This is a genomic window from Synechococcus sp. BA-120 BA3 (assembly GCF_034931285.1).
Classification (GTDB): Bacteria; Cyanobacteriota; Cyanobacteriia; order PCC-6307; family Cyanobiaceae; genus Cyanobium.
In genome coordinates, this window is sequence record NZ_JAYGHZ010000002.1 from 1 (window position 1) to 25834 (window position 25834).

Here is a 25834-nt window from a genome sequence, read left to right on the forward strand (position 1 = left end):
GCCCCCTGCCCGTGCGCTGGGCTGATGGCCTGCCTCTGGCGGGCGCACCGCTGCGCGGCGTGGTGCTGGCCCACGAGGTGCTCGATGCCCTGGCCGTGGAGCGGATCGAGCGCCGGGGCGGGCGCTGGTGCCGCCAGCGGGTCGTTCTCGATGGCGATGTCCTGCGCCTGGAGGCGGGCGAGCCCCTGGCCGGGGCGTTGCTGGAGCCCCTGGCAGACCTTGGCCTGCTGCCCCTCGATGAACGGCGCCCGGAGGGCTGGTGCAGCGAGCTCCATCCCGGTCTGGCCCCCTGGCTGGCCTCCTGCGGGGAAGCGCTCCTCCAGGGCTGGCTGCTGGTGATCGACTATGCCCACGAGGCCCGGCGCTACTACGCGCCCCAGCGCAGCAACGGCACCCTGATGGCCTACCGGAGCCAGCGGGCCAGCGACGACCCGCTGCGGGAGCCGGGCCACTGGGACCTGACCGCCCACCTCTGCCTGGAAAGCCTGGAGGCCGCCTCGCGGGCCGGAGGCTGGCAGACCCTGGGCATCTGCCGTCAGGGGGAGGCCCTGCTGGCCCTCGGGCTGGCCCAGCGACTGCACGGCCTCCAGCAGGAGAGCGGCACGCCGCTGGCGGACCTGCTGCAGCGCAGGGAGACCCTGCTGCGGCTGGTGGATCCCGCCGGACTCGGCGAGTTCCGCTGGATCGCCCTGCGCCGCAATGGGGTGCCGCCGACCCCATCCACGGAGCCCCTGTTCCTCCAGCCTCCGATGCCATGAGCCCAGGAATCAGCGCCGCATCTCAACGGATCGTTACATCTACCGCCACCTTTACATCTGCCGCCTCCTTTACATCCCCACACAAAGGATTGAGCATTCCTGCTCAATCGATCGGGTGATAACTGGCGATGAGGTTAGGTTGAACAGACATCCAGAGGAGCGGCCATGGACAGGGTTCTGCAGGATCCAGGAGCTGATCGGGCCCTGCCTTCTTCGGGCGATCGAATCACCGGGGATCGGACCTGGAACGATGACCCCGTCGAGCGTTACTTCGCCTGCATTACCACCTGCTCCCTTGACGACGGTGAGTGCATCACCATCTGCACCGAGGAGTTGCGGGAGAGCCACTGAGGCCGCTCAGAACCACTCCGGCTGGGCTTCCTCGCGGGGATTGACGTTGGCGTGCGGGGTGGTGCGGCGGAACTCCATGGTGATGCTGCGCTTCTGTTCGCCATCGGCGGCCAGGGCCTCGATCGGGTAGAGCTGCTGGCCGTCACGGAAGGGCACCTGCAGACGGAACGTGCCGTCGGCCGAGAGGGGCACCTCCTCACCGCCGATGCTTAGGCGTGCCGAAGGGTCGGTGGCGCCGTAGACGATCAGTTCGGCATCGGCCACCAGCCAGAAGGAACGCTGGCGAGGTGCCACCCCGCCGATGCCGGATCCGCTGCGGCCGGAGGCCCAGGGTCCCGCACCGGAGGCGGAGAATTCAGCGCTCCCGTGCAGGCCGGCGGCGGAATCCATTTCGTGGAAGGCCTCCGAGCCGCGGCCCAGGCGGCGCCACGGGCTGGTGGCGCTCTGATAAAGCCGTTCATGCAGATCGTTGACGATCTCCCGGGTGGGCGCAGCCCCGGGCGCCGGCTCGGCGGCGGGAGGCATGGAGAAGGCGACGAAGGGATCGGGGGTGGTCAGGGCCGGACCATCCAGGACCGGTACATGGGCGGTGGCGGAAAAGGCCATGGAGATCCAACCGCCGCTGCCGCCCTTGCGGAAGCCCAGCTCCACCCGGTAATCACGGCCGGAGAGGGGTACCGGCAGGTACCACTCGCTGGCCTGACTGTCGACCACCACCTCCTGCAGGGTGTGGGGATGGGTGGACCCGCCATCGAGGCCGGTCACATCGGCGACGCGCAGGCACAGCTGGGTGGCCCCTTCAGCCTGGGCCCGCCTGCGGTCGGACGGCTCGATGAACCAGCGCACCTGGGACCACTGGGGATCGCGGGGTACGAAGGCCAACCAGCTGGACCCGCCGCCACTCTCCTCCGGCGTGGCTGGCGGGCTGGAGAGCGCCGGCGCCGGCTCCGTGGCCGCCTGGGGCGGCTCCACCGGAGGCGCGGATGGGTCGGGCTCGGCGCTCTCCCCCTGGCCCCCGAGTCCGATGGTTCTGGCCAGGGCGCCGAGTCGTCGCAGGGGCTGGCTCAGCATGTTTTTGAACCGGCTGGGACGACTTCTCATGGGCCGTGGTGAATAAAACCTTCCGGTGATGGTCTCTGATCCGGGGGGATCGCGCCTTCCCTGTCAGCGAAAGACCACGGTTGAACCCCGCTCCGGCGCGGCGATCCCCGGTGGACCCCCACGGATCGGGCGGCCATGTCAGGGGGCGCCGATCGAAGTGGCGACCGTGAGGGCGGCCCTGATCGTGGCGGGATCGACGTCATCGCGGATCGTGACCGAGCCCACACCGGTGGGCAGGACGAAACGCACCTTCCCCTGGCGCACCTTCTTGTCCGCCTGCAGGGAGGCCAGCACCGCCCCCGGATCAAGGGCCGGCCAGTCCATGGGCAGAGCGGCGGCGGCGATCAGACGGCGCTGGCGGTCCTGATCCGCCTGGCTCCAGAGCCCCATCGCCACGGCGATGTCGCCGGCCGCCAGCATGCCCAGACCCACGGCCTCGCCGTGCAGCCAGGTGCCGTAGCCGCTGAGGTTCTCGATCGCATGGCCCAGGGTGTGTCCGTAATTGAGGATCGCCCGCAGTCCCCCTTCCCGTTCGTCGGCCGCCACCACCCGGGCCTTGGCGGCGGCCGAGCGCTCCAGCAGCCGTTGCAGGAGCACCGGGCCGATGGCGTCAAGGCTGGCCAGTCCCCCCCGGGGATCGCGGTCGGCGGCTGTCTCCAGATCCCGGAAGAGAATCGCGTCGCCGATAACGGCGTACTTGATCACCTCGGCCATGCCGGCTCGGAACTCCCGTTCCGGAAGGGTCGCCAGCACCAGGGGATCGATCAGCACCAGCTTCGGCTGGTGAAAGGCGCCGATCAGGTTCTTGCCGCCGGGGTGGTTCACGCCGGTTTTGCCGCCGATGGCCGCATCCACCATCGCCAGCAGGGTGGTGGGCACCTGCACCACGGCGATGCCCCGCAGCCAGGTGGCGGCGGCGAAGCCGGCCATGTCCCCCACCACGCCGCCGCCGAGGGCGACGATCAGGGAGCTCCGCTCCAGGCGGTGGGCGAAGGCGGCGTCGTGGATGGCCGCCACCGTGGCGGGGTTCTTCTGTTCCTCACCCGCCTTGATCACCAGCGTCCGCACCACAAAGCCGGAGGCCTCCAGGCTCTGCAGGGCCCGGGCGCCATGGAACCCCTCCACGTCAGGGTTGGTCACCATCAGCACCCTGGTGCCGCTCGGGATCCCCCGTTCCAGCAGGAAGAACCCGAGATCCCCGAGCAGGCCCCCACCGATCAGGACCGGGTAGGGATCGGCAGCGAGGGACACCGTGATGGTGCGGTACTCCTGCGGCACGGAGGAAAGGGCGAGGGTGGTCCGAGGCTAGGCCTGGGGCGACAGGCGCCTGACCACCTCCAGCACGGCTTCGCCGTAGCTGGCCAGCTTGGCGTTGCCGATGCCGGTGAGGCCGGCGAGCTCATCGAGGCCGGTGGGACGGCGTTCGGCGATGGCCACCAGCGTGCGGTCGTGAAAGACCACATAGGGGGGCAGGCGCTGCTGCCGGGCCTGCTCCAGCCGCCAGGCCTTGAGGGCCGCCAGGAGGTCCGGATCGGCGGCGGACTCCGCGCCGGCCGTTGGCGTCGCGGTACCCGAGGGGGCCTGGCCCCGCCGACGTTCCCGGGTCGGAGGCGGCAGCCGCACCTCGAGGCGCGACTCCCCCCGCAGCAGCGGCCGCACCAGGGCATCGTCGCCGAACTGCAGGCCGCCGTGGCCATCGGCGGCCGCCACCAGGTAGCCCCTGGCGGTGAGCTGGCGGAACAGGCTGCGCCACTGCAGCCGGTCCAGTTCCCTGCCGATCCCGTACACCCCCAGCTGGTCATGGCCGAGGCTGCGGATCCGGGCGGTATCGCCCCCCAGCAACACGTCCACCAGGTGGGCGGCGCCGAAGCGGCCGCCGGTGCGGTAGACGGCCGAAAGGGCCTTCCGGGCCGGCTCGGTCACGTCCACGCCCTGGGTCGGCTCCAGGCAGACGTCGCAGTTGCCGCAGTCAGCGCTGCCCGTTTCGCCCAGATAGCTGAGCAGGATCCGGCGGCGGCAGCCGGAGGCCTCGGCGAAGCCGATCAGGGCGTCCAGCCGGCCATGCTCGATGCGCTTCTGGGCGGGCTCGGCGTCGGACTCCTCGATGAAGCGGCGCAGCGGTGGCACGTCGGCTCCGCCGTGCACCATCCAGGCGATGGCGGGCAGGCCATCGCGGCCCGCCCGGCCCGTTTCCTGGTAATAGGCCTCCAGACTCTTGGGCAGGTCCACATGGGCCACGAAGCGCACGTCCGGCTTGTCGATGCCCATGCCGAAGGCGATGGTGGCCACCACGATCACGCCGCTGCCGTGGCGGAAGCGCTCCAGGGCGGCGCTGCGCGTTTCCGCCGCCAGGCCGGCGTGATACGGCAGGGCGTCGTAGCCCTCGGCCGCCAGGAGCGCGGCGAACTCCTCCACCCGTTTGCGGGAGCGGGCATAGACGATGCCGGCGTGGCCCCGCTGGCTGGCCAGGAAGTCCAGCAGCTGCCGTTTCGGCTCGATCTTGTCCCGCAACAGGTAGCGGATGTTGGGCCGATCGAAGCTGGCCAGGAACACCGCCGCCTGCTCCAGCCCCAGGCGCGCCACGATCTCAGTCCGGGTGCGGGGATCGGCGGTGGCGGTGAGGGCGATGCGGGGGACGGCGCCGAAGCGCTCCGCGAGCACCACCAGCTGCAGGTATTCGGGCCGGAAATCGTGGCCCCACTGGGAGACGCAGTGGGCTTCGTCGATGGCGAACAGGGCCAGGGGCAGATCGGCGAGCCGCTCGATCAGATCGCCGTTCAACAGCCGCTCCGGCGACACGTAGAGCAGATCCAGCCCGCCGGCCTGCAGCTCCCGCCAGGTGGCGGCGGCCGAGGCACCGCTCTCGGCGGAATGCAGGGCGGCCGCCCGCACGCCCGCCTGCCGCAGCGCCCCCACCTGGTCCTGCATCAGGGCGATCAGGGGCGAGACCACCACCGCCGTGCCCGGCCGGCAGAGGGCGGGGATCTGATAGCAGAGCGACTTGCCGCCGCCGGTGGGCATCAGCACGAGCGCCGACCCACCCGCGCAGACGTGCTCGACGATGGCGGCCTGGGGACCGCGGAAGGCGTCGTAGCCGAAGACCTCCCGCAGCACCTGCTTCGGCGTCGGCGTTGGGGTCATGGGGAAAGGGGTGGGGCGGCACCAAGGGGGCTCCTGCCTCGGTTCCGATTGTGCATCGCCCCGGCTCCGGCAGGATGCCCCCATGGCCCCATCCACCCCCGCCGCACCGGCAGCCACCCGCTCCGCCTGGGCGTTCCTGACCCCTGCCCTGGTGCTGCTCGCCGTGTCGGTGCTGATCCCGGCGGCGATGGCCCTGGTGATCAGCTTCACCCGCACCGGGCTGGATGTGGGCGAGCCGCTCACCTTTGTGGGCCTGGCCAACTTCCGCCGCCTGCTGGCCGACCCGATGCTGCTGAAGGTCACGGGCACCACCTTCCTCTATCTGGTGGGGGTGGTGCCGCCGATCGTGCTCGGATCCCTGGCCCTGGCGGTGCTGGTCAACCGCCAGCTGCCAGGCATCCACTGGTTCCGGGGCGCCTTCTACACCCCGGTGCTGGTGTCGCTGGTGGTGGCGGCGATCGCCTTCCGCTGGCTCTACGCCGAGAACGGCCTGGTCAACGGCTGGCTCGGCGCCCTGCTGGGGGACCGCTTCTCACCGATCGGCTTCCTCACCTCCACCGGCCTGGCCCTGCCCTCGGTGATGCTCGTGACCCTCTGGAAGGGCCTTGGCTACTACATGGTCATCTTCGTGGCCGGCCTGCAGGGGATCTCCGCCGATCTCTACGAGGCGGCGGCCCTCGACGGCAGTGAGGGCTGGCGCCGCCATCTGGACATCACCCTGCCCCTGCTGAGGCCCTACATCACCCTGGTGGCGGTGATCTCGGCGATCGGGGCCACCAAGGTGTTCGAGGAGGTCTACCTGATGACCCAGGGGGGGCCGGCCGACAGCACCCGCACGATCGTCTACTACGTCTATGACCAGGCCTTTTCCGAGCTGGAGATCAGCTACGCCTGCACCGTGGGGCTGGCGCTGTTCCTGATCGTGCTGCTGCTCAGCCTGCTGCGCTACGCCTTCGCCGCCGAGAACCCGCTCCAGTGAGGGCCTGATGGCAGGCTGGATGCCGCTTCGAGCCACCGACCCCAGGGTGCAGACCATCGCGGACCCCCTTTCCCAGGCCACGCCGGCACCGCTCGATGCCATCGGCGTCGTCGGCGGCGGGCAGCTGGCCCTGATGCTGGCCGAGGCCGCCCGGGATCTCGGGGTCGCCGTGCACGTGCAGACCCCCGGCGCCGAGGATCCGGCCACCCGCGCCGCCGCCAGTGTGGTGCTGGCGCCGGTCGATGACGTGAACGCCACCCGGGAGCTGGCCGGCCGCTGCGGCGCCATCAGTTTCGAGAACGAGTGGATCCCCCTCGAGGAGTTGCGGGCCCTGGAGGCGCCGGGGCTGCGCTTCCTGCCGGGTCTTGACGCCCTCCGGCCCCTGGTCAGCAAGGCGGGCCAGCGGCGGTTGCTCGGCGACCTGCATCTGCCCGCCCCCCGCTGGTGCCCCCTGGCCGATGTGCTCCAGCCGGAGCCTCCCCTTCCCCTGGCCAGCGACACGGACGGGCTGCCGCCGGCGGGTCCCGCGCGTCCCCTGCAGCCGCCGGAGCTGCCACGCCTGCCCGACGGCTTCGCCTTTCCCCTGATGGCCAAGGCCAGCCGTGGCGGCTACGACGGCCGGGGCACGGTGCCGGTGGCCGACCTGCGGGCGCTGGAGGAGCTGCTCGATCGCGTCGAGCCGGACGACTGGATCCTCGAGGAACTGGTGGGCTTCGAGCAGGAGCTGGCGCTGGTGGCCTGCCGCGACCGGCACGGCCAGGTGGCCTGCTACCCCCTGGTGCAGACCCACCAGCACCGGCGCGTCTGCGACTGGGTGCTCTTCCCCGCCCCGGTGGACCACCGGGTCGAGGTGTTCGCCCGCAACGTCGCGGCCTCCCTGCTCACGGCCCTCGACTACGTGGGGGTGCTCTCGATCGAGTTCTTCTACGGGCCCTCGGGGCTGCAGGTGAACGAGCTGGCCCCCCGCACCCACAACTCCGGCCATCTGACGATCGAGGCCTGCGGCACCAGCCAGTTCGCCCAGCAGGTGCGGATCGTCGCCGGCCTGCCGATGGGTTCCACCGAAGCGGCGGTGCCCGGGGCGCTCATGGTGAATCTGCTGGCGCCGGAGGCGGGCGATGACGAGCAGCTGGCGCGCCGCCGGGCGCTGGAGGCGCTTCCGGGGGCCCATCTGCACTGGTACGGCAAGCGTGGTGGTGGGGTGGGCCGCAAGCTGGGCCATCTCACCCTGCTTCTGGATGGCAGCACGGCGGAGGAGCGGGAGCTGCAGCGGCAGCGCCTGCTGGCCGAGGTGCGGGCCATCTGGCCGCTCCCCCACCAACCCGCCTAAGCTGGGACCGGACTGCTGTGTTGGTGACTGCCTTTCACAGTTTTCTGATCTGACTCCCTTTCGACATGGGGAGTCTTCAGCGACGGCAACGTAAACCGGCTTCATTGCCGGAAACGAAGCCCCGCCCCTGACTCCCCTTCTGGTTCATCCAGGTCGAACACTGGGGCAAGACGGCACGGCGGTCCACCCTCTTTCTCCCAGCCCGATCGCCTCGAGCCGGCATGCTGGGGATCCGTTCCCCCGCCGCCGTGACCAGCGAGCCTTCGAGCTTCCAGCAGGCCTTCGAGCGCCTGCTCGCCCGCGCCCCGGGTCCGGTGTTCCCCCGGGCCCGGGCGCTGTACCTGCAGAAATACCCTCTGGAAGGGGAGAGCGAAGGCGCGTTCCGCACCTTCCTGCTGGAGGAGGAGATTCAGGAGAGTCCCGCCGGCGCCCTGCGGATCCGCGCCCTGGCCCTGGCGATCGTGGCCTGGGGTCAGCCCCGCTTCGATGCGACCGCTGCATCGGCCTACCTGGAGCGCCGCTGGGGACTGCACCCCAACGACCTCCAGGTGGTGGAAGGGGCGAGCTGGTTCCGCGACAGCGGCGCCTACGGCCGCTTCGGCACCCCGGCCGTCTACGAACGGGTGGCCCCCACCAGCCTGCTCAGCTCGTCAGGCGATCCAGCTCCTCCTGCAGCTGGTCCCGGCTCAGCCGGGTGACCACGAACACCTCCTGGGCCGTGCTGCCCCGGCGGGCCAGCAGCTTGTGGCCCCCGGTGATCGGGCTCGACACCCGCAGCCGCAGGCCGGCGCTGCGGCCCCTGACCCGGGTGATCACCGCCGGTGTGATGGTGTCGATCTCCGGCAGCGTCGCCAGCCGCCGCAGCAACGGGATCAGGCCCTCCACGTAGGTGCTGTGGGTGATCACCAGCCGGGCCATGGGTGCTGCTCAGCCGTGGCCCAGGGGTGCCATCGTCAGCCCTTCGGCGGAGAGCAGCTGGTGGTACAGCTCCCCCTGCTCGAGCGGTCCGCTCCAGACCACCGCCGAACCCTCGCCATCGATCCGGTGGGCCAGCTCCCAGGCCCGGTCGGGCTGCATGCCGGGCAGATGGCGCACGAGCACCTCCACCACGTGCTGGAAGGTGTTGACGTCGTCGTCAAGCACGATCACGTTGACGCTGGGGTAGTGCTCGGACCGGCGCTGGGCGATCGGTGCGGGACTTCTCGAGGGAGCAACGACCATGGGCCTGCAGCGGCTGCCGGACACCAGCGTAGGTAACATGCGCGGAGTCTTGAACCGGGCCCGATGTTGATCACCCTTGGTTGGTCCGCCCTGGCGGCCATCTTCACCTTCTCGATCGCCATGGTGGTCTGGGGCCGCAACGGTGACAACAGCATCGGTTTCTGATCTGGCCTTCCCCACCACCACCCTGCTGGCGGGCCTCGCCTCCGCCCTGCTGCTCTTCGTGAGCGTGGGCGTGATCTATCTCTCCACCGTGGAATGGCGGGACCGTCGTCGTCGCCGCTCCAGCGAGGGCCGCAACCGCTGATGGGGCCACCCACGGCGTCTCTGGCCCTGCCGCGGCTGCCCCGCCGGCTGCCGCTGCCGCCCCTGCCGCTCACCACGGTCACGCTGCTGCTGCTGTTGCTGCTGCCGAGCCTGACCCTGTGGCGCTGGCCCCGGCCCCGGGCCCAGGGGCTGGAGCAGCTGATGGCGGTGAGCAGCCTGCTGCAGAGCTTCCCCGCCAGCCCGGAGCGGCCGGTCCCGGCCCTCTGGCGCGAACGCCTCGGCGAGGCCCAGGCCGCCCGCCTGTGGCGCGAACAGCGCCGCACCTGGTGGCAGTTCTGGGGACCCCACACCGATGGCGGCGCCTATCTGGTGGTGCAGGAGAACGCCGCTGCCGGAGCCCAGAGGCCCCTGCCGTCCGATGGCCTGCGGGTGGGCAATCTGCTGGTGGTGGCCCCCGATCCCCTCTCCCGGCGCCTGTTGCAGGACCAGCTGCGGCCGGACCAGCGGGCCGGCCGCGGGCTGTTCAGCGCCTGCCTGCCCCGCCTGGAGACCGGCCAGGGGGTGTTCTGGAACGCCTCTGGGCTCGGGGCGCTGGTGGGACCCCTGGCCCCCCTGCTGGAGGCCTATCAGGAGGGCTGCCTGTCCCTGTCGCTGGAGGCCTCTGCGGTTCGCTGGCGCGGCGAAGCCTCCGACCGTCCCGCCGCCACCGGCCCGGCGGGCAGTCAGAGAACCCCGGACCTGCCGCCCTCTTCAAGGCCGCCCCTGCCCGGCGACCTGCTGCTGGAACTCCAGGGCTCCTCCCTTGAGCAGCTGTTCCGCGGGCTCCTGGCCCGCCAGCTGATCCGCGATCCCCTGGCGGCCCGCTACGGCATTGACACCAAGGGGCTCGCCCTGCTGCGCCGTTCCCCGTTCCGCCTGAGGCTCCAGCCCCAGGCCACCGGTCCCTTCCAGGCCTCGCTCGAGCTGCAGGTGGCGGTGGGGCCCGACCGGCAGGGCTGGCGGCAGCTGCTGGAGGGCCTGGCCAAGGCCCTGCAGGCCCAGGGGCTGGAGGATGGCCCGGGCTCCTCGACGACCTCCAAGGCGCTGACCGCCACCTGGAGCCGGCAGGACGGCGTGGTGCTGGGGGGCTGGCGCTGGATCGGCGAGAGCGGGCCCTCGCCCCAGTTGCTGCTGTTCCTGGGTCCGGTGCCCGGCCGCTGGCAGCCCATGGCCACCGCAGGAGCGAGTGCCCCGGCCAGCGGCGAGCTCTGGCTGCGGGTCCGCCCCCGGGGACTCGACCAGCTGGGCCTGCTGCCGGAACCGCTGCCGGAGCTGGTGCGCCGTGCCGACCAGCTGTGGATGGAGTCCGTTCCCGGTGAATCGGCCAGCGGCGGCGCCGGCCTCAGCTGGCTGAAGGGACGCCTTCAGGTGAGCCGCTGACGGCCTGACGCTCGCGCCGCCGCCGCTCGGCGGCCACGGTCTCCTCCATCAGCTCGACAGCCATGGACATCTTCTCCAGATTGCTGGCGTAGAGAGCGAGGTCCTTGTCGAGCCGGTCCCGCAGCAGGCCCATGGAGGCGCCGATCTCGTGGGCCAGCTGCCGCAGGGCCTGGGGCTCCATGGCGTCGTCGGCGAGGGCTTGCTCCAGCAGGGCCAGCAGGCCGACGGCCATCAGGCGTGAGTAGTGGAAGTCCGGCCGGCGGATACCGGCGAGGGCGGTGGCCACCGGCGGCGGCGCCCCCTCCCCCTGGCGTTCAATCCACTGGCGCACCTCGGCCTGGCTGTGGCGCCCCATGGCGGCCAGGGCATCGTTGCTCTGGCGGCGCAGCTCGGGGCCGTCGAAGCCGGAGGAGGCGCACAGGGCCTCGAACAGGGGGCCTTTCTGGGCCTCCGGACGGTAGCCGCGAGCAAAGCCGTCGAAGACCTGGACGAGTCCCACGGCGAACAGGGGATCACTCTGGAAACCCTTCTGACGGCTCAGCAGGTGGAGCTCCACCAGCAATTCGTCGACCATGCGCCGGTAGAGGGGACCGATGACATGGGGGAAGGCGCCATGGAAGGCACGCTTGCTGTCGGCGACGGTGAGAGCAGCGCTCACGCGGTTGGATTCTTCGTTGCTGCGACCTTAGCGCTGCAGGCACTCGACCCGATCGGCGGCTGGGTAGGATCGTTTCAATCGCCTGTCTGGAGCCCATGATCCCGATCGTCATCGAGGAGTCGGGTCGCGGTGAAAGAGCCTTCGACATCTATTCCCGCCTGCTGCGCGAGAGGATCATCTTCCTCGGCGAACCGGTGACGGCAGAGTCCGCCAACCGCGTGGTGGCCCAGTTGCTGTTTCTGGAGGCCGAAGATCCTGAGAAGGATATCTTCCTCTATGTCAATTCCCCGGGGGGTTCCGTTTATGACGGCCTCGGCATCTTTGACACGATGCAGCACATCAAACCCGACGTGCAGACGGTCTGCGTCGGTCTGGCGGCCAGCATGGGCGCCTTTCTGCTCTGCGCCGGTGCCAAGGGCAAACGCAGCAGCCTCAGCCACTCCCGGATCATGATCCACCAGCCCCTCGGCGGGGCCCGGGGTCAGGCCAGCGACATCCGCATCCAGGCGGATGAGATCCTTTATCTCAAGGACAAGCTCAACCGCGAACTGGCCAGCCGCACCGGTCAGGATCTCGAGCGGATCCAGATCGACACCGACCGGGATTTCTTCATGTCCCCGGCCGAAGCGATGGCCTATGGCCTGATCGACAAGGTGATCGAGAAGCGGCCCGTTCGCCCCGTCTGAGCCGCCCGAGAGACGGAACGTCCCAGACAGGCACAAAAAAAGGGCCTGCCGAAGCAGGCCTTTTTTCATGGGGAGGAGCCGAAGCCTCAGGTTGCCTCGCTGGCCTCGGCCACCGCGCCACCCTGATGGGGGCTGACGGCAAGGTCGGCGGCCGTGAGCAGGGGGGAAAAGCGATCCTTGTCGGGAATCGAGGCGAACTCGGAGACGATCAGCCTGAACTCATCGCCATCGAGGCTTTCCTTCTCGATCAGCAGTTCCACCAGCCGGTCCATGCAGGCGCGGTGGTCGGCCACCAGCTTGACGGTGTCGGCGTAGCAGCTCTGGACGATCTGCCGGACGGCCTCATCAATCTTGTGGGCGATGGCATCGGAGACATCGCTGCGGGTCATCAGGTCGCGGCCCAGGAACACCTCCTGATTGCCGGCTTCCAGCGACATCGGACCCAGGTCGCTCATGCCGAAGCGCGTCACCATCTGGCGGGCCATCGAGGCCACCTGCTGGATGTCGCCGCCGGCACCGGTGGTCACCTCGGCGTGGCCGAAGACCACATCCTCGGCGGCCCGCCCGCCGAGGGCGCCCATGATCCGAGCCCGCAGCTGGGCACGGCTGACGAGCATCTGTTCCTCGTCGGGGGCGAACCAGGTGAGGCCCTGGGCCTGACCCCGGGGGATCAGGGTGACCTTCTGCACCGGATCGTGCTGCTTCACCAGGGTGCCGACTAGGGCGTGGCCCACTTCGTGGTAGGCGATCAGGCGCTTGCTGCGGCCATCGGTGAGGGGCTTGCCCTCCATGCCGGCGATGATCCGGTCGACGGCGTCGTCGATCTCGGCCAGGCCGGTGGCCTCCTTGCGCCGGCGGGCCGTGAGGATCGCCGCCTCGTTGAGCAGGTTGGCGAGGTCGGCACCGGTGAAGCCGGGGGTGCGACGGGCGATCATCTCGAGGGAGACGTCGTCGGCCAGCTTCTTGTTGCGGCTGTGCACCTTGAGGATCGAGAGCCGTCCCTTGATGTCGGGGGCGTCCACCTGCACCTGGCGATCGAAACGGCCTGGCCGCATCAGGGCCGAGTCCAGCACGTCGGGGCGGTTGGTGGCGGCGATGATGATGATGCCGCTGTTGCCCTCGAAGCCGTCCATCTCGGTGAGCAGCTGGTTGAGGGTCTGCTCCCGCTCGTCGTTGCCCCCGCCGATGCCGGCGCCGCGCTGGCGGCCGACGGCGTCGATCTCGTCGATGAAGATGAGGCAGGGGCTGTTCTCCTTGGCCCGCTTGAACAGGTCGCGCACGCGGCTGGCTCCGACCCCCACGAACATCTCCACGAACTCCGAACCGGAGAGGGAGAAGAAGGGCACACCGGCCTCACCGGCGATGGCCTTGGCCAGGAGGGTCTTGCCGGTGCCTGGGGGGCCCACCAGCAGCACGCCGCGGGGAATCTTGGCCCCCACCGAGGTGAAGCGTTCGGGGGTCTTGAGGAAGGTCACCACCTCCTGCAGATCCTGCTTGGCCTCCTCCACCCCGGCCACGTCATCGAACTTGACGCCGGTTTCGGCCTCCATGGCGAAGCGGGCCTTCGACTTGCCGAACTGCATCGCCTGACCGGGGCCGCCTGGCATGCCGGAGGAGCGCCGGGCCAGGAAGATCAGCGAACCGATCAGCAGCAGCGGGAAGAGCAGGTTGCCCAGCAGGCCGAGGGCCGGAGGGGTCGACTTGGGCGGATGGACATCGAAGCTGATGCCCTGATCCTTGAGCTTGTTGATCAGCTCCGGCGCCACGCCAGGCAGATCGACCCGCAGACGCTGGACGCGGTTATCGAGGTCGGGATCCACCGCCTCGATGACGGCGGTGCGGCCCCCGTCAAAGATGTCGACCGCGGTCACGCGTCCGGCTTCCACGTAATCGAGGAATCGGCCGTAGCTCATCCGGGCCACCGCCGCATTGCGGGGCGCCGTGGTGTCGCCGCCTCCACCGGCGGGGGCCAGACGCCCGCCGGAACTCAGCAGCTGCCAACCCAGGAACAGGGCCACAGCGACCGGCAACAGCCAGAGGGCAAGGACACGCCAGCGCTGATTCATGGTTGTGAAGCTTTCGAACAACCTTAAGAGCGCGGGGCCCTGCTTCGGGAGCCTGACACCCTGAGAGCGGATGGCTCAGCTGGCTTGGAGCCAGGGGTTGAGCTCGATGCCGCCGGCGGCGGCCTCCGGCACTGGGGCCGATTCCATGATCAGTTCGCGGGCCTCGATCGATTCGAGCAGCTCCGGACCACCCAGGCCATGCGTCCAGATCTCCACCTCGCTCCGGTCCGGACACTGAAAGGTCAGGAGTTCGAAAGGAAAGACGACCCGTTCGAGGAAGAACTGCTCCGGCCCGATGCAGCGCAGGATGACCATGCGGTCGGAGCCGTTCCGGTAGCCGCAATCCACCTGTTCCGTCCTGGCCAGTTGATCCAACACCTTCATGTGGCGACGTCCCTACCATCAAGCCATTGCGGCTGTGGGGATTCGGTGACGAAGGCGACGGATTGCCAGTCTTAATCTTTTCTTCTGTTCTCTCCTGGGGACGGCGGGGCTACGGCCGGCCCCGTCGGCCCCCAGAGCCTTCAGAGACTCCTGAGGGCCGCGATCGGATCCAGCCGGGCGGCCCGTCGCGCCGGCACGACCCCGAAGAACAGGCCGATCGAACCGGACAGCCCCACCGTCAGCAGCACCGTGCCGGCCTCGATCGTCGCCGGCAGGGGGGTGAACGCCGCCACCAGGGCCACGGTGCCCAGGCCCATGGCGCTGCCGATCACCCCGCCGAGGCTGGCCAGCACCAGGGATTCCACCAGGAACTGGAGCAGCACGTCGCTGCTGCGGGCACCAAGGGCCTTGCGCAGGCCGATCTCCTCGGTGCGCTCACTCACCGAGACCAGCATGATGTTCATGATGCCGATCCCGCCCACCAGCAGGGACACGGCGCCGATGGCGCCGAGCATCAGGGTGAGACCGCCCGTGATCGTGCCGACGATCGTGAGGGCATCCTTCTGGGAGCGCACGGCGAAGTCGTCCTCCCGCAGGATGCGGTGCCGCTGACGCAGCAGGTTGGTGATCTGGAAGGCGGCCGCCCCGGTGCTGGCTTCATCCTTCGCCTCCACGCTGATGAAGGTGAGGCTGATGCCGAAGGTGGGATCCCTGCCGCTCAGCTGACTCACCATCGTGGTGAGGGGGATGTAGGCGTTTTCGTCCTGGTTGGAGCCGAACACCGCCCCCTTTGGCTCCAGGATGCCGATCACCTCGAAGGACTTGTCACGGATGCGCAGCTGGCGGCCCAGGGCCTCCCCGGCGGGCATCAGCTTCTCCTGCAGGTCGGGCCCGATCACCACCACGTTGCGGGCGCCCTGCACATCGCGTTGGTCGATGAAGCGGCCGCGGGCCACCTCGAAACTGCGGACCGGCAGGAATTCGGGCGTCACCCCCGAGACCGAGATCGTGGAGCTGAACCCCCCGGCCTGGGCCACTTCATTCAGGGTGATCTGCGGCGCGACGCGGCTCACGCTCGGCACCTGCTCGGCGATCGCCTTGGCGTCCTCCAGCACAAGGGTGCGGGGGGTCTCGATCCCCTGGCGCCGGGTGTCGTTGTTGCCGGGTACCACGAACAGCACGTTGGCGCCCAGGGTGCTGAGCTGGCTCTCGGCCAGGTTCTGGGCCCCGCGGCCGACCCCCACCAGGGTGATGACCGAGGCGTTGCCGATCACGATGCCGAGCATGGTGAGCAGGCTGCGTAGACGGTTGGAGCGCAGCGTCAGCAGCGCCATGGACACCGTTTCGCTCAGGGGCAGCTTGGAGGCCATGGCGGCGCAGCCGGAGGGGCTTCGGTTCTAGAGGAACGAGGGCACCGCCGAAGGGTGGGAACTGCGGGGACCCCGGTGCACCACCCCCTCCTGGATCTCGAGGGTGACCACCTCGCCCATGCGCAGTTCGAGGGTGGCGTTGGCCACACCGACGATCACGGGAACACCCAGGCGCTCGGCGATCACGGCGGCGTGGCTCTGGCGTCCCTCCTCCTCGGCGATCACCCCGCGGGCCTTGCGGATCGCCTCCAGGTAGGCGGCGCTGGTCTCGCGCACCACCAGGATCTCGCCGGCCTCCAGACGGGCCGCGTCCTCGGGTGAGCTGGCCAGCCGCACCTTGCCGCTGACGGTGCCGCTGCCGATGCCGACGCCACGACCCATGACGGCGGAGACGATGCCCACCTTGACCAGGTCGGTGGAACCACTCACCCCCTCCAGGGTGCCGGCGGTCTGGACCACGAGGTCACCGGCGCCCAGCAGGCCCAGCTGCTGGGCCGTGGCCATGGCGACGCTGAAGGTGCGGCTGCTGCTGGATTCGTCCTGGATCAGCAGCGGATTGACCCCCCAGACCAGCTGCAGCTGGCGGGCCACCGTCACATCGGAGGTGATCGCCAGGATCGGGGTGCTGGGGCGGAACTTGCTGACGTTGCGGGCCGTGGAGCCGGTCTTGGTGAGGGGCAGGATCGCCGCGGCGTTGAGCTGGCGGGCGATGCTGCTCACCGCCTGGCAGATGGCGTTGGGGATGGTGGTGGCCATGTGGCTGTCCAGCACCCGCTGGGGATAGTCACGCTCGATGCGGCGGGCGATCTGGTCCATCGTGGCCACCGCTTCCACGGGGTAATCGCCCACCGCCGTCTCGTTGGAGAGCATCACCGCGTCGGTGCCGTCGAGGATGGCGTTGGCCACATCGCTCACCTCGGCCCGGGTGGGCCGGGGGCAGGAGGCCATCGAATCCAGCATCTGGGTGGCCGTGATGATCGGGATGCCGAGGCTGTTCGCCTTGCGGATCAGCTCCTTCTGCAGCAGCGGCACCTCCTCGGCGGGCATCTCCACCCCGAGATCGCCGCGGGCCACCATCACCCCGTCGCAGAGGGGCAGGATCGCGTCGATGGCATCGATGGCCTCGAACTTCTCGATCTTGGCCACCACCGGCGTGTCGTGGCCATGGCTGCGGATCAGCTCCCGGATCTCCAGCATGTCGGAGGGGTTGCGCACGAAGCTCAGGGCCACCCAGTCGACACCCTGCTGCAGGCCGAAGGCCAGGTCGCGGCGGTCCTTGGGGGTCAGGGCGCGGATCGAGAGCTGGACGTCGGGGAAGTTGACCCCCTTGTTGTTGGAGAGGACCCCGCCCACCGTCACCCGGCATTTCAGGGTCTGGCCGGGGGCATCGACCTCCACCACCACCATCTCGACGCGGCCGTCGTCCAACAGGATGCGGCTGCCGTTGGTCACCTCATCCGCCAGCCGGTCGTAGGTGACGGTGGCGATGGTGTGGTCGCAGTTGACGGCCCGCGAGGTGAGCGAGAAGGGATCGCCCTTGGCCAGGGTGATCGGACCGGCCTGGAAGCGGCCCAGGCGAATCTTGGGACCCTGCAGGTCCTGCAGGATGCCGATGTGGACGCCCAGTTCGTGGGCCACCTGACGGATGGTGGCGATCCGATCAGCGTGATCGCTGTGATCGCCGTGGGAAAAGTTGAGACGGAAGGTGGTGGCGCCGGCGGCGATCAGCTGCCGCAGCACCTCGGGTGACTCGGTGGCGGGCCCGATCGTGGCCACGATCTTTGTGCGACGCATGAGATCGTGAGGGGCCATTGGACGACCTTGTACAAGGGCGGAAACTACCATCCGGCCTTGCCAGGAGCGCGCTTGAAATGGACTTTCACGACTACCAGCAACGCTCCCGTGAGACGGCGCGCTACCCGGACGCGGGCGCCAACATCCTCTACCCGACCCTGGGGCTCTGCGGCGAGGCCGGCGAGGTGGCTGACAAGGTGAAGAAGGTGCTGCGGGACCGGGGCGGGGTGTTCGGCCCCGAGGTCCGCGACGACCTGCGGCTGGAGCTGGGCGATGTGCTCTGGTACGTGGCCCAGCTGGCCACGGAGCTGGGGCTTGACCTTGAGGATGTGGCCGGCGCCAACCTGGCCAAGCTGGCCGACCGGGCGGACCGTAACGTGATCTCAGGCAGCGGCGACCGGCGGTGACTCAGCGAAGGACCGTCGTTGCAGGGCCAGGACTCTCGTCCAGAACCTCGGGCAGGATCGGGCCCGCCAGCCTGGCCGTGGCGGGAGCCCGGCTGCTGCTGCGGCTGTCCCTGGTCCTGCTGGTGCTGTTCGGCGCCCCCGCCCTGGCGGGCGCCACCGACCTGACGGTGTCGGAGGTGGTGCTGGAGCCCTGCCCCGCCGATGACCTGGGCACCCAGCCGACCCTGGCCCGCCCCAGCGGCGCCACCTGCTGGGCCCTGCGCGGCGTGGTGGTCAACCCGGGATCGAAGCCGGTGGTCGACACCGATGTCTTCGGCCTGATTCTCGATGCCAGTGGTGAACCGGTGCTGCCCAACCGCACCCGGGTGGGATCGATCGGCGACGTGCCCCCCGGCCGCTCCAGCTTCGCCCTGCGGCTGGCGGTGCCGGCGGGCACCCCCGGCCCCCTGGGTACCCGCAGCGTCAAGGCCCGGGGCTTCAGCGCCCCGGTGCGTACCCGTGCCGGCGTCGACGACGAGCTGCTGCCCCTGGAGGAGGCCCTGGCGGCGTCGCCGGCCGCCGAACCTCAGTAGAGGCCGCCGGAGAGGCTGGCGATGGAGGCCCCCAGCAGGCTCTGGGCCAGCTGCAGGGCGATGAAGGCCACCAGGGCCGAGAGGTCAAGGCCGCCGAGGGGCGGAATCAGGCCGCGGAAGGCGTTGAGGTAGGGGTCGGTGATGGCGCTGACGCTGGAGAGCACCGGGTTGCTCCAGTCGAGGTTGGGGAACCAGCTGAGCAGCACCCGGACCAGCAGCACCAGCAGGTAGATGCTCAGGGTCTGGGCCAGCACCTGGAGCAGGAAGACGAAGATGCTCATGGAAGGGGGCAGGGAATGGGGCTGCAGGCTTGCGCCGAGGCTTGGGCCAACTCTATGGATCCGCTTCCTCGTCGGGCGGCGGCGGGGTTCCGGCCGTCTCGGCGGCCGCCAGGCGTGAGCCCAGGGCGGCCAGATCATCGGCCTTCAGGGAGAAGGTGCGGTGGAACTTCTCACTCAGGCTCAGCCAGTAGGAGCGGCCGTCGCTCTGGCGGCGGCGTTCGATGAAGTCCTGGGCCAGGAGCTCCCTGATGTGGTCGTAGGCCCCCGAGCCGCGCAGCTCCACCAGCTCCGACTGCAGCAGGCGCTTTTTGAGGGCAAGGGTGGCCAGGGTGCGCAGGGCGGCGACCGAGAGGTCCACCGGCAGCAGGTTCTGGACCAGATCCCCCAGGCCGGCGCGCAGCTGCAGGGCGTAGTGCTGCCCCTCCTGGTGGATCTCCAGGGCGGTGTCCCGGTGGGCGTAGTCGGCCATCAGGGTGATCAGGGCCAGCTCGGTCTCGTCGCGGTCGATGCCGGCGATGGCGGCCAGCTCTCCCAGCTCCAGGGGCCGGCCCTTCAGGTAGAGAATCGCCTCGAGCCGGGCCGGCAGGGACAGCCCCGGGGTGGCCGCTGCGGAGGGCTGGCCCTCGGGGGGCTCATCCTCGGGGGGCAGGGGGTCGGCTTCGGCCATGGGGACGTCCGGCACGGCGTGGCGGCAACGTATCGCAGGCCTCAGACCCCCACCAGCCCGCCCGGACTGGGCAGGGTCCGTCCCACCTCGCCCAGGAACAGCCGGTAGGCCGGATTGCCGGTCTCCTCCCAGTGCTGGTAGGGGAGATCGGCGAGGAAGGCCTGCCAGGCCAGCAGCTCCCCCGGGGGCACCTGCACCCCGACCACGATGCGGCCCACGTCGGCGCCGTGGTTGCGGTAGTGGAAGATGCTGATGTTCCAGTTGGGATGCAGGGCGTTCACGAACGCCATCAGGGCACCGGGCCGCTCCGGGAACACGAAGCGATACAGCCGCTCCTCCCCCTGGTTCAGGGCCGCTCCCGCGCTGGCCGGCAGCCGGCCGCCCACCATGTGGCAGAGGTGGAGCTTGGCCAGCTCGTCGCCGCTCAGATCGAGGCAGGGAAACCCCTGGGACTCCAGGGCGTCCATCAGCTGGCGGGTGTCCTGGTGGCCGCTGATCTGCACCCCCACGAAGATGTGGGCCAGCTGGGGGTCGGCGAGGCGGTAGCTGAACTCGGTGAGGCTGCGCTGGCCGAGGACGGCGCAGAAGCGGGCCAGGCTGCCGGGCTGCTCCGGAATCTCCACCGCCAGCAGGGCTTCGCGCTCCTCGCCCAGCTCGGCCCGCTCGGCCACGAAGGCCAGCCGGTCGAAGTTCATGTTGGCGCCGCAGGCCACCGCTACCAGCGTGCGGTCCCGTAGCTGCCGCTGAGCCACGTCCTTCTTCATGCCGGCCACCGAGAGGGCGCCGGCCGGTTCCAGGATCGAGCGGGTGTCCTCAAAGACATCCTTGATGGCGGCGCAGATCTCGTCGGTGTCCACGGTGACCATGCGGTCGACGCAGCGCTGGGCCAGGGCGAAGGTGTGCTCGCCCACCTGGCGCACGGCCACCCCGTCGGCGAACAGGCCCACCTGGTCCAGCCGCACCCGCTCCCCGGCCGCCAGCGAGCGGGTCATGGCGTCGGCATCGCTCGGCTCCACCCCGATCACCTCCACCCGCGGCCAGAGACTCTTGACGTAGGCGCCGATCCCCGCGATCAGGCCGCCGCCGCCCACCGCCACATAGATGGCATCGGGGGGATCGGAGCACTGGCGCAGGATCTCCAGGGCGATCGTGCCCTGGCCGGCGATCACGTCCGGATCGTCGAAGGGATGGATGAAGGTGAGGCCCCGCTGGCGCTGCAGGCGGTGGGCTTCTTCACAGGCTTCGTCGTAGGTGTCGCCGTGGAGCACCACCTCGGCCCCCCGGGCCGCCACGGAGCGCACCTTCATCTCCGGCGTCGTCACCGGCATCACGATCACGGCGGTGCAGGCCAGCTGCTGGGCCGCCAGCGCCACCCCCTGGGCGTGGTTGCCGGCGCTGGCGGCAATCACCCCCCGGTCTAGCTCCGAGCGCTCCAGGCCGACCATCTTGTTGTAGGCCCCGCGCAGCTTGAAGCTGAACACGGGCTGGAGATCCTCCCGTTTGAGCAGCACCTGGTTGTGGAGGCGGCGGGAGAGGTTGGGGGCGGGATCGAGGGGGGACTCGATCGCCACGTCGTACACCCGGGCCCGCAGGATCCGCTGCAGGTAGGCGGTCGCTTCGGGAAAGGCGTGGTCGTCGGCGGCCGTGGTCATCGCTCCAGTGTCGCAACCCGCCCTCGGAACGGTGGCATCCGCCGCCGTGCCCCCGGGGGAACCCCGTAGATTGGCCACCTGGAAGCAAGGAAGGGCATGCATCTGAGCGAGCTGAGCCATCCGAATCAGCTGCACGGCCTGAGCACCGCTGAACTCGAGGCCATGGCTCGCCAGATCCGCGAGAAGCATCTGGAGGTGGTGGCCACCAGCGGCGGGCACCTGGGTCCGGGCCTGGGGGTCGTCGAACTGACCCTCGCCCTCTACCAGACCCTCGACCTGGACCACGACCGGGTGGTGTGGGACGTGGGACACCAGGCCTACCCCCACAAGCTGGTCACGGGCCGCTACAAGGATTTCCACACCTTGCGCCAGCAGGGCGGCGTGGCTGGGTACCTCAAGCGCAGCGAGAGCCGCTTCGACCACTTCGGAGCCGGCCACGCCTCCACGAGCATCTCGGCCGCCCTCGGCATGGCCCTGGCCCGCGACCGCCGCGGCGAGGATTTCAAGTGCGTCGCCGTCATCGGCGACGGCGCCCTCACCGGCGGCATGGCCCTGGAGGCGATCAACCATGCGGGCCACCTGCCGCGCACCAAGTTGCTGGTGGTGCTGAACGACAACGACATGTCGATCTCACCGCCGGTGGGGGCCCTTTCCACCCACCTGAATCGGATGCGTCTGAGCAAGCCGGTCCAGTTCCTCTCCGGCAGCGCCGAGGAGGCGGTGAAGCACCTGCCCTTCCTGCACGGCGAGCTTCCCACCGAGCTCAAGACCCTCAAGGAGAGCATGAAGCGGCTGGCAGTGCCCAAGGTGGGGGCCGTGTTCGAGGAGCTGGGCTTCACCTACGTGGGCCCGATCGACGGCCACGATATTCCCGAGATGGTGCGCACCTTCCAGGCGGCCCATCGCTGCGAGGGGCCGGTGCTGGTGCACGTGGCCACCACCAAGGGCAAGGGCTACCCCTACGCGGAGGCCGACCAGGTCGGCTATCACGCCCAGTCGGCCTTCGACCTGGCCACCGGCAAGGCCTACCCCTCCAGCAAGCCCAAGCCCCCCAGCTGGAGCAAGGTGTTCGGCCAGACCCTGGTCAAGATCTGTGAGCAGGATTCCCGGGTGGTGGGCATCACCGCCGCCATGGCCACCGGCACGGGCCTTGACCTGCTGGAAAAGGCCCTGCCCCAGCAGTACTTCGATGTCGGCATCGCCGAGCAGCACGCCGTGACGATGGCGGCAGGGATGGCCTGCGAGGGCCTGCGGCCGGTGGTGGCGATCTACAGCACCTTCCTGCAGCGGGCTTACGACCAGCTCATCCACGACGTGGGCATCCAGAAGCTGCCGGTCACCTTCGTGCTTGACCGGGCCGGCATCGTCGGCGCCGATGGCCCCACCCACCAGGGTCAGTACGACATCAGCTACCTGCGGGCCGTGCCCAATTTCACGGTGATGGCTCCGAAGGATGAGGCCGAACTGCAGCGCATGCTCGTCACCTCCATTGCCCACGATGGCCCCTGCGCCATCCGCATCCCCCGGGGCGAAGGGGAAGGCGTGCCGCTGATGGATGAGGGCTGGCAGCCGCTGGAGATCGGCCGCGGTGAACTGCTCACCGATGGGGACGACGTGCTGATCGTGGCCTACGGCGCCATGGTGGCGCCGGCGATGGCCACCGCCGGTCTGCTGCAGGAGAAGGGTCTTCGGGCGGCCGTGGTCAATGCCCGCTTCCTGCGCCCCCTCGATGAGGCGCTGCTGCTGCCCCTGGCCCGCCGCATCGGCCGGGTCGTGACGATGGAGGAGGGGGCCCTGCCCGGAGGCTTCGGTGCCGCGGTGGTGGAATCCTTCAACGACCACGATCTGCCCGTGCCGGTGCTGCGCATCGGCATTCCCGACGTCCTGGTGGACCACGCCAGTCCCGACCAGAGCAAGGAGAAGCTGGGACTGACCCCCTCCCAGATGGCCGATCGCATCCTTGAGCGCTTCGGGCCTGTCTTCCGGGCCACCGTTCCCACCGCCCTTGCCGTCTGAGTCGTCCCTCCGCTGCCAGGTGCTGGTGGTGGGGGCCGGACCGGCCGGCGGCGACCTGGCCCGGCGTCTCGCCCTCCAAGGGGTGGATGTGGTTCTGGTCGACCGGCTCGACGACCTGAGCCGCTCCGCCTTCAGCAGCGCCGCCCTGCCGATCGCGACCATGACCAGCCTGGGCCTGCCGGCGGAGGTGGTGGGCAGCCGCTGGCGGGAATGGCAGCTGATCGGGCCCGGGGCCGCCACCCGGCGCTGGGCCTCGCCCCACCCCCTCGGGGTGGTGCTGGATTTCGGTGCCCTGCGCCGCTGGCAGGCCGAGCAGTGCCAGCGCTGGGGCGCTCGGGTGCAGCTGGGCGTGCACGCCTGCTCCAGCCGCCAGGAAGGCGAGCAGATGGTGACGCTGCTGCGCCGCTCGGATGGCAGCACGCTTGAGGTCCGCAGCGATTGGACCGTGGATGCCAGCGGCCACGAGCGGGCCCTGCTGGGGGATCCGCCGGTGACCGGCCAGCGCCGGGATGGGCTGGTGCGGGCCGCCGGCCTGGAATGGCTGCTGCGGGTGTCCCCCGCTTGCTGGGAGCGCTGGGCCGACCGGCTCAGCTTCTGCCTGGGCAGCGACTGGGTGCCCCAGGGCTACGGCTGGATCTTTCCGATGCAGCCCGGGGTGCTGAAGCTCGGTGTCTGCCGGCTGGTGGATGGCCAGCGGCGCCAGCCGCCCCTGGGGGGGTTGATCGGCGAGCTGGGCCGACGGCTGCTGGCGGAGGGCGAGCCCTTCGAGGTGCTCGACCGCCACGGAGGCCTGGTGCGCAGCACGATCCGGCGCCGGGAACCCCACCAGCGGGGCCGGCTGGTGGGACTTGGGGATGCGGTCAGCACCGCCAACCTGCTGGGCGGCGAAGGGATCCGCCACGCCCTCACCAGCAGCGCCGTGCTCGCTCCCCTGCTGCAGGTGGCCCTCAGCGCCCAGGGCCATTCCTCCTCAGGTCAGCAGGCGCAGCGGGCCCTGCGGGACTACGCGCCCCAACTGCGCCGTGCCCTGGGCTGGCGCTGGTCGCTCAGCGGCCGTCTGGCTCGGCGCACCTGGCTGGGCCTGCACGGGGCCGGGGCCGATGGCCGGCTTGACCAGGTGCTGCGGGGGCTGGAAAGCAGCAGGGCGGAGGATCTCTCGGCCCTGCTGTTCGGTTATCGGTTCGAGCGTTACGGCCTGCGGGCGATGCCGTACCTGCTCGGCTGGCGCTGAGCCCTCAGAGGACGCCGCGGGAGGCCAGGCCCAGGATCGCGCCCATGCCGAGGATGTGGCCCAGGCTGGTGGTGCCGAGCATGGCGCCGTGGCTGAAGCCGCCGAAGAAGTTGTCGCTGGGCAGCTTGAGGCCCACCTTCTGCTGCTGGATGGTGGCCTTGCCGATGGCGATGGCGATGACGTTGCAGACGATCATGACCAGGGCCACCTTCGGGGACCAGCTGATCGAAGCGGGAGCCATGGCCAGGAGAGGAGCGATCATGATGCACTTGCCGACGCCCCATCTTCCGGGTCAGCGCGAGCTGTGCCCCGCCCCCTTAAGACTTGTTCACCTGGGTATCGGCTGAACCCGCCGCCGGGGGCTCCGACGGCAACAGCCGGAACCCGAGCAGCACCACCAGGTTGCTGAGGGTCAGGAAGGCTTCGGCGCCGCCGTGCAGGGGATCCACGTCGGCCAGCTGCCGGCCGTAAACCTGCTGGGCCACAACCGCGGCGACGATCGTGACCGCCACGAACAGGAGCGTCAGCTGGAATCCCCGCAGCGCCAGCCGGGGAAAGGCCCGCACCTGGCGGGCCCACCACAGGAAGGCCAGGTACGGGAGCAGGGAGAGCACGAAGAACGGGGCCGGATCGATGGCGCCGAGGCCCTGGAACCAGGTGGCCATGGGCAGGCTCACGAGAGGTCGTCCTGCGCAGAGAGCCGCTGCTGGCGCAGCAGGTTCCAGGCGGCCAGGGCCATCGCCCCGTTGCCGATGGCGGTGAGGCCGGCCTGCAGCACCACCAGGCCCTTGAGGGCCTCGCTGTTGTCGAACAGATGCCAGGTGCAGGCGGCCATGGCGCTCACCAGCGCCGGCACCATCGCCAGGGCCAGCCAGCGCCAGCCCCCTTCCTGCCGCCGGCTGCCGAAGGCCTGCACGGCCAGGATCGCCAGCATCCACTCCAGCACCGAGGTGATGTGGATCCACCAGGTGGGCAGCGACAGCGCGTGCATGGGCGGGGCCTGGTGCGATCCGTAATGTACGGAGCCGGAACCACCGCTGCGTCGGATGCGTGCTCTGATCTGCGGGTATTACGGCGAGCACAACCTCGGCGACGATGCCCTGCTGGAGGTGCTGCTGGACCAGTTGCCGCCCGGTTGCCGGCCCCTGGTCACGGCCCATGACCAGGCGCTGGTGCGGGAGCGTTTCGGGGTGGAGACCACCGACCGCCGCCGCCTGAAGGACGTGCTGGCGGCGCTGGGCCGCTGCGAGGCCCTGGTGCTCGGTGGCGGCAGCCTGCTCCAGGACGCCACCAGCTTTCGCAGCCTCCTCTACTACGGCGCCCTGATGCTGGCGGCCCGTACCCGCGGCAAGGCCGTCCTCCTCTGGGGTCAGGGCCTGGGGCCCCTGCGCCGCCGCCGCAGCCGCCTGCTGGTGCGGGGGCTGCTGCCCCTGGCCACGGCGATCAGCTGGCGGGATCCGGCCTCCGCAGCGCAGGCGAGGGC

30 protein-coding genes and 1 other RNA gene are annotated in these 25834 nt (G+C 70.1%); 15 read left to right on the forward strand and 16 right to left on the reverse strand.

Going from position 1 to position 25834, the window contains the following annotated elements; genetic code table 11:
- Both VB737_RS00120 and VB737_RS00125 read left to right on the forward strand, forming a co-directional pair.
- Window positions 1-758, forward strand: a 758-nt coding sequence (locus VB737_RS00120) for an SAM-dependent methyltransferase (RefSeq protein WP_500310119.1), incomplete at its 5' end; no start/stop codon positions are given.
- Between the two features lie 165 nt (window positions 759-923).
- Window positions 924-1109, forward strand: a complete 186-nt coding sequence (locus VB737_RS00125; protein ID WP_500310121.1) for a DUF8642 family protein — start codon at window positions 924-926, stop codon at window positions 1107-1109.
- 6 nt (window positions 1110-1115) lie between these two features.
- Here the strand turns inward: VB737_RS00125 and VB737_RS00130 are convergent, their stop codons facing one another.
- From VB737_RS00130 to recQ, 3 genes are all read right to left on the reverse strand, one after another.
- Window positions 1116-2180 (reverse strand): DUF4912 domain-containing protein, encoded by a 1065-nt coding sequence (locus VB737_RS00130; protein ID WP_500310123.1) that lies wholly within the window; start codon window positions 2178-2180, stop codon window positions 1116-1118.
- A gap of 168 nt (window positions 2181-2348) precedes the next feature.
- Window positions 2349-3488, reverse strand: coding sequence for a 3-dehydroquinate synthase (gene aroB / locus VB737_RS00135; RefSeq protein WP_500310125.1), 1140 nt, complete (start codon window positions 3486-3488; stop codon window positions 2349-2351).
- A 27-nt stretch (window positions 3489-3515) separates the two neighbouring features.
- On the reverse strand, window positions 3516-5351 hold the full coding sequence (recQ, locus tag VB737_RS00140) for a DNA helicase RecQ (RefSeq protein ID WP_500310126.1): 1836 nt from the start codon (window positions 5349-5351) through the stop codon (window positions 3516-3518).
- Window positions 5352-5433: 82 nt separating this feature from the next.
- On the opposite strand from recQ, the gene VB737_RS00145 reads away from it, so the two are divergent.
- The 4 genes from VB737_RS00145 (at window position 5434) to VB737_RS00160 (ending at window position 8358) form a co-directional block, all read left to right on the forward strand.
- Window positions 5434-6330 carry a carbohydrate ABC transporter permease gene (locus tag VB737_RS00145; RefSeq protein ID WP_500310128.1) on the forward strand — a complete coding sequence of 299 codons (897 nt, stop codon included), beginning with the start codon at window positions 5434-5436 and terminating at the stop codon, window positions 6328-6330.
- A gap of 19 nt (window positions 6331-6349) precedes the next feature.
- The gene (locus VB737_RS00150; RefSeq protein ID WP_500310130.1) at window positions 6350-7660 is read left to right on the forward strand and encodes a 5-(carboxyamino)imidazole ribonucleotide synthase; all 1311 of its coding nucleotides are present in this window, start codon (window positions 6350-6352) and stop codon (window positions 7658-7660) included.
- A gap of 6 nt (window positions 7661-7666) precedes the next feature.
- A non-coding RNA gene (gene ssrS / locus VB737_RS00155) (6S RNA) lies at window positions 7667-7849 on the forward strand.
- Between the two features lie 59 nt (window positions 7850-7908).
- Window positions 7909-8358: a hypothetical protein gene (locus tag VB737_RS00160; protein WP_500310132.1), complete on the forward strand. Its 450-nt coding sequence runs from the start codon at window positions 7909-7911 to the stop codon at window positions 8356-8358.
- On the opposite strand, the gene VB737_RS00165 is transcribed toward VB737_RS00160, so the two are convergent.
- A complete protein-coding gene (locus tag VB737_RS00165; RefSeq protein WP_500310133.1) occupies window positions 8303-8578 on the reverse strand; it encodes a DUF2103 domain-containing protein in 276 nt (91 codons plus the stop codon). The genes VB737_RS00160 and VB737_RS00165 overlap by 56 nt on opposite strands.
- A gap of 9 nt (window positions 8579-8587) precedes the next feature.
- Window positions 8588-8881, reverse strand: coding sequence for an ATP-dependent Clp protease adapter ClpS (gene clpS / locus VB737_RS00170; protein ID WP_500310135.1), 294 nt, complete (start codon window positions 8879-8881; stop codon window positions 8588-8590).
- Window positions 8882-8944: 63 nt separating this feature from the next.
- Here clpS and petN point away from each other — a divergent pair, with 63 nt between their 5' ends.
- From petN to VB737_RS00185, 3 genes are read left to right on the forward strand one after another with little or no spacing between them, the layout of a single operon-like run.
- Window positions 8945-9046: a cytochrome b6-f complex subunit PetN gene (gene petN, locus VB737_RS00175; protein ID WP_015108283.1), complete on the forward strand. Its 102-nt coding sequence runs from the start codon at window positions 8945-8947 to the stop codon at window positions 9044-9046.
- Window positions 9024-9188, forward strand: coding sequence for a hypothetical protein (locus tag VB737_RS00180; RefSeq protein ID WP_500310137.1), 165 nt, complete (start codon window positions 9024-9026; stop codon window positions 9186-9188). Before petN ends, VB737_RS00180 begins: the two co-directional genes overlap by 23 nt.
- A complete protein-coding gene (locus VB737_RS00185; RefSeq protein ID WP_500310138.1) occupies window positions 9188-10567 on the forward strand; it encodes a hypothetical protein in 1380 nt (459 codons plus the stop codon). Before VB737_RS00180 ends, VB737_RS00185 begins: the two co-directional genes overlap by 1 nt.
- On the opposite strand, the gene psb29 is transcribed toward VB737_RS00185, so the two are convergent.
- Window positions 10530-11225 carry a photosystem II biogenesis protein Psp29 gene (gene psb29 / locus VB737_RS00190; protein ID WP_323243060.1) on the reverse strand — a complete coding sequence of 232 codons (696 nt, stop codon included), beginning with the start codon at window positions 11223-11225 and terminating at the stop codon, window positions 10530-10532. The two genes, VB737_RS00185 and psb29, sit on opposite strands and share 38 nt — an antisense overlap.
- Before the next feature lie 95 nt (window positions 11226-11320).
- On the opposite strand from psb29, the gene clpP reads away from it, so the two are divergent.
- Entirely contained in the window at window positions 11321-11911 is a 591-nt protein-coding gene (gene clpP / locus VB737_RS00195; RefSeq protein ID WP_015108279.1) for an ATP-dependent Clp endopeptidase proteolytic subunit ClpP, read from the forward strand.
- A gap of 86 nt (window positions 11912-11997) precedes the next feature.
- Here clpP and ftsH read toward each other — a convergent pair whose 3' ends face one another.
- From ftsH to pyk, 4 genes are all read right to left on the reverse strand, one after another.
- Window positions 11998-13977: an ATP-dependent zinc metalloprotease FtsH gene (gene ftsH, locus VB737_RS00200; RefSeq protein WP_323243064.1), complete on the reverse strand. Its 1980-nt coding sequence runs from the start codon at window positions 13975-13977 to the stop codon at window positions 11998-12000.
- 75 nt (window positions 13978-14052) lie between these two features.
- Complete coding sequence (locus VB737_RS00205) at window positions 14053-14361, reverse strand: DUF1830 domain-containing protein (RefSeq protein WP_323243059.1); 309 nt, start codon at window positions 14359-14361, stop codon at window positions 14053-14055.
- Between the two features lie 140 nt (window positions 14362-14501).
- On the reverse strand, window positions 14502-15731 hold the full coding sequence (locus VB737_RS00210; RefSeq protein WP_500310141.1) for an ABC transporter permease: 1230 nt from the start codon (window positions 15729-15731) through the stop codon (window positions 14502-14504).
- Between the two features lie 27 nt (window positions 15732-15758).
- Complete coding sequence (gene pyk, locus VB737_RS00215; protein ID WP_500310142.1) at window positions 15759-17543, reverse strand: pyruvate kinase; 1785 nt, start codon at window positions 17541-17543, stop codon at window positions 15759-15761.
- A 59-nt stretch (window positions 17544-17602) separates the two neighbouring features.
- Between pyk and VB737_RS00220 the strand changes: the two genes are divergently transcribed.
- Window positions 17603-17932 carry a nucleoside triphosphate pyrophosphohydrolase family protein gene (locus VB737_RS00220; protein WP_500310143.1) on the forward strand — a complete coding sequence of 110 codons (330 nt, stop codon included), beginning with the start codon at window positions 17603-17605 and terminating at the stop codon, window positions 17930-17932.
- A gap of 71 nt (window positions 17933-18003) precedes the next feature.
- A complete protein-coding gene (locus VB737_RS00225; RefSeq protein ID WP_323243063.1) occupies window positions 18004-18504 on the forward strand; it encodes a hypothetical protein in 501 nt (166 codons plus the stop codon).
- Here the strand turns inward: VB737_RS00225 and VB737_RS00230 are convergent.
- Genes VB737_RS00230 through ilvA form a run of 3 tightly spaced genes read right to left on the reverse strand, consistent with a single transcriptional unit; the run spans window position 18498 to window position 21104 of the window.
- Window positions 18498-18785 (reverse strand): YggT family protein, encoded by a 288-nt coding sequence (locus tag VB737_RS00230; protein ID WP_323243055.1) that lies wholly within the window; start codon window positions 18783-18785, stop codon window positions 18498-18500. The genes VB737_RS00225 and VB737_RS00230 overlap by 7 nt on opposite strands.
- 52 nt (window positions 18786-18837) lie before the next feature.
- Complete coding sequence (gene scpB, locus VB737_RS00235; RefSeq protein WP_500310144.1) at window positions 18838-19452, reverse strand: SMC-Scp complex subunit ScpB; 615 nt, start codon at window positions 19450-19452, stop codon at window positions 18838-18840.
- A gap of 41 nt (window positions 19453-19493) precedes the next feature.
- Window positions 19494-21104, reverse strand: a complete 1611-nt coding sequence (gene ilvA, locus VB737_RS00240) for a threonine ammonia-lyase, biosynthetic (protein WP_500310146.1) — start codon at window positions 21102-21104, stop codon at window positions 19494-19496.
- A gap of 96 nt (window positions 21105-21200) precedes the next feature.
- Between ilvA and dxs the strand changes: the two genes are divergently transcribed.
- Together dxs and VB737_RS00250 are read left to right on the forward strand one after the other, a co-directional pair.
- Window positions 21201-23120, forward strand: a complete 1920-nt coding sequence (gene dxs / locus VB737_RS00245; protein ID WP_500310148.1) for a 1-deoxy-D-xylulose-5-phosphate synthase — start codon at window positions 21201-21203, stop codon at window positions 23118-23120.
- The gene (locus VB737_RS00250; protein ID WP_500310150.1) at window positions 23110-24351 is read left to right on the forward strand and encodes an NAD(P)/FAD-dependent oxidoreductase; all 1242 of its coding nucleotides are present in this window, start codon (window positions 23110-23112) and stop codon (window positions 24349-24351) included. The genes dxs and VB737_RS00250 overlap by 11 nt, the downstream gene beginning before the upstream one ends.
- Window positions 24352-24355: 4 nt before the next feature.
- Here the strand turns inward: VB737_RS00250 and psaK are convergent, their stop codons facing one another.
- The 3 genes from psaK to VB737_RS00265 are packed head-to-tail and all read right to left on the reverse strand — an operon-like array spanning window position 24356 to window position 25342.
- Window positions 24356-24613, reverse strand: coding sequence for a photosystem I reaction center subunit PsaK (gene psaK / locus VB737_RS00255; RefSeq protein WP_323243051.1), 258 nt, complete (start codon window positions 24611-24613; stop codon window positions 24356-24358).
- Between the two features lie 55 nt (window positions 24614-24668).
- Window positions 24669-25016 (reverse strand): DUF3593 domain-containing protein, encoded by a 348-nt coding sequence (locus VB737_RS00260; protein ID WP_323243050.1) that lies wholly within the window; start codon window positions 25014-25016, stop codon window positions 24669-24671.
- Between the two features lie 8 nt (window positions 25017-25024).
- The gene (locus VB737_RS00265) at window positions 25025-25342 is read right to left on the reverse strand and encodes a DUF2499 domain-containing protein (protein ID WP_500310153.1); all 318 of its coding nucleotides are present in this window, start codon (window positions 25340-25342) and stop codon (window positions 25025-25027) included.
- 55 nt (window positions 25343-25397) lie between these two features.
- Between VB737_RS00265 and VB737_RS00270 the strand changes: the two genes are divergently transcribed.
- Window positions 25398-25834: polysaccharide pyruvyl transferase family protein (locus VB737_RS00270; RefSeq protein WP_500310155.1), on the forward strand; the 437-nt coding region annotated here is incomplete at its 3' end.

Bases quoted from the DNA above. Each gene is read 5' to 3' on its own strand.
- VB737_RS00205 (WP_323243059.1), bottom strand. From the start codon at position 14,361: ATGAAGGTGTTGGATCAACTGGCCAGGACGGAACAGGTGGATTGCGGC.
- VB737_RS00150 (WP_500310130.1), top strand. From the start codon at position 6,350: ATGCCGCTTCGAGCCACCGACCCCAGGGTGCAGACCATCGCGGACCCC.
- ilvA (WP_500310146.1), bottom strand. From the start codon at position 21,104: ATGACCACGGCCGCCGACGACCACGCCTTTCCCGAAGCGACCGCCTAC.
- clpS (WP_500310135.1), bottom strand. From the start codon at position 8,881: ATGGTCGTTGCTCCCTCGAGAAGTCCCGCACCGATCGCCCAGCGCCGG.
- psaK (WP_323243051.1), bottom strand. From the start codon at position 24,613: ATGATCGCTCCTCTCCTGGCCATGGCTCCCGCTTCGATCAGCTGGTCC.
- VB737_RS00165 (WP_500310133.1), bottom strand. From the start codon at position 8,578: ATGGCCCGGCTGGTGATCACCCACAGCACCTACGTGGAGGGCCTGATC.
- VB737_RS00185 (WP_500310138.1), top strand. From the start codon at position 9,188: ATGGGGCCACCCACGGCGTCTCTGGCCCTGCCGCGGCTGCCCCGCCGG.
- VB737_RS00260 (WP_323243050.1), bottom strand. From the start codon at position 25,016: ATGGCCACCTGGTTCCAGGGCCTCGGCGCCATCGATCCGGCCCCGTTC.
- pyk (WP_500310142.1), bottom strand. From the start codon at position 17,543: ATGGCCCCTCACGATCTCATGCGTCGCACAAAGATCGTGGCCACGATC.
- VB737_RS00230 (WP_323243055.1), bottom strand. From the start codon at position 18,785: ATGAGCATCTTCGTCTTCCTGCTCCAGGTGCTGGCCCAGACCCTGAGC.
- VB737_RS00130 (WP_500310123.1), bottom strand. From the start codon at position 2,180: ATGCTGAGCCAGCCCCTGCGACGACTCGGCGCCCTGGCCAGAACCATC.
- VB737_RS00220 (WP_500310143.1), top strand. From the start codon at position 17,603: ATGGACTTTCACGACTACCAGCAACGCTCCCGTGAGACGGCGCGCTAC.
- recQ (WP_500310126.1), bottom strand. From the start codon at position 5,351: ATGACCCCAACGCCGACGCCGAAGCAGGTGCTGCGGGAGGTCTTCGGC.
- scpB (WP_500310144.1), bottom strand. From the start codon at position 19,452: ATGGCCGAAGCCGACCCCCTGCCCCCCGAGGATGAGCCCCCCGAGGGC.
- petN (WP_015108283.1), top strand. From the start codon at position 8,945: ATGTTGATCACCCTTGGTTGGTCCGCCCTGGCGGCCATCTTCACCTTC.
- VB737_RS00265 (WP_500310153.1), bottom strand. From the start codon at position 25,342: ATGCACGCGCTGTCGCTGCCCACCTGGTGGATCCACATCACCTCGGTG.
- dxs (WP_500310148.1), top strand. From the start codon at position 21,201: ATGCATCTGAGCGAGCTGAGCCATCCGAATCAGCTGCACGGCCTGAGC.
- VB737_RS00125 (WP_500310121.1), top strand. From the start codon at position 924: ATGGACAGGGTTCTGCAGGATCCAGGAGCTGATCGGGCCCTGCCTTCT.
- clpP (WP_015108279.1), top strand. From the start codon at position 11,321: ATGATCCCGATCGTCATCGAGGAGTCGGGTCGCGGTGAAAGAGCCTTC.
- VB737_RS00210 (WP_500310141.1), bottom strand. From the start codon at position 15,731: ATGGCCTCCAAGCTGCCCCTGAGCGAAACGGTGTCCATGGCGCTGCTG.
- VB737_RS00145 (WP_500310128.1), top strand. From the start codon at position 5,434: ATGGCCCCATCCACCCCCGCCGCACCGGCAGCCACCCGCTCCGCCTGG.
- ftsH (WP_323243064.1), bottom strand. From the start codon at position 13,977: ATGAATCAGCGCTGGCGTGTCCTTGCCCTCTGGCTGTTGCCGGTCGCT.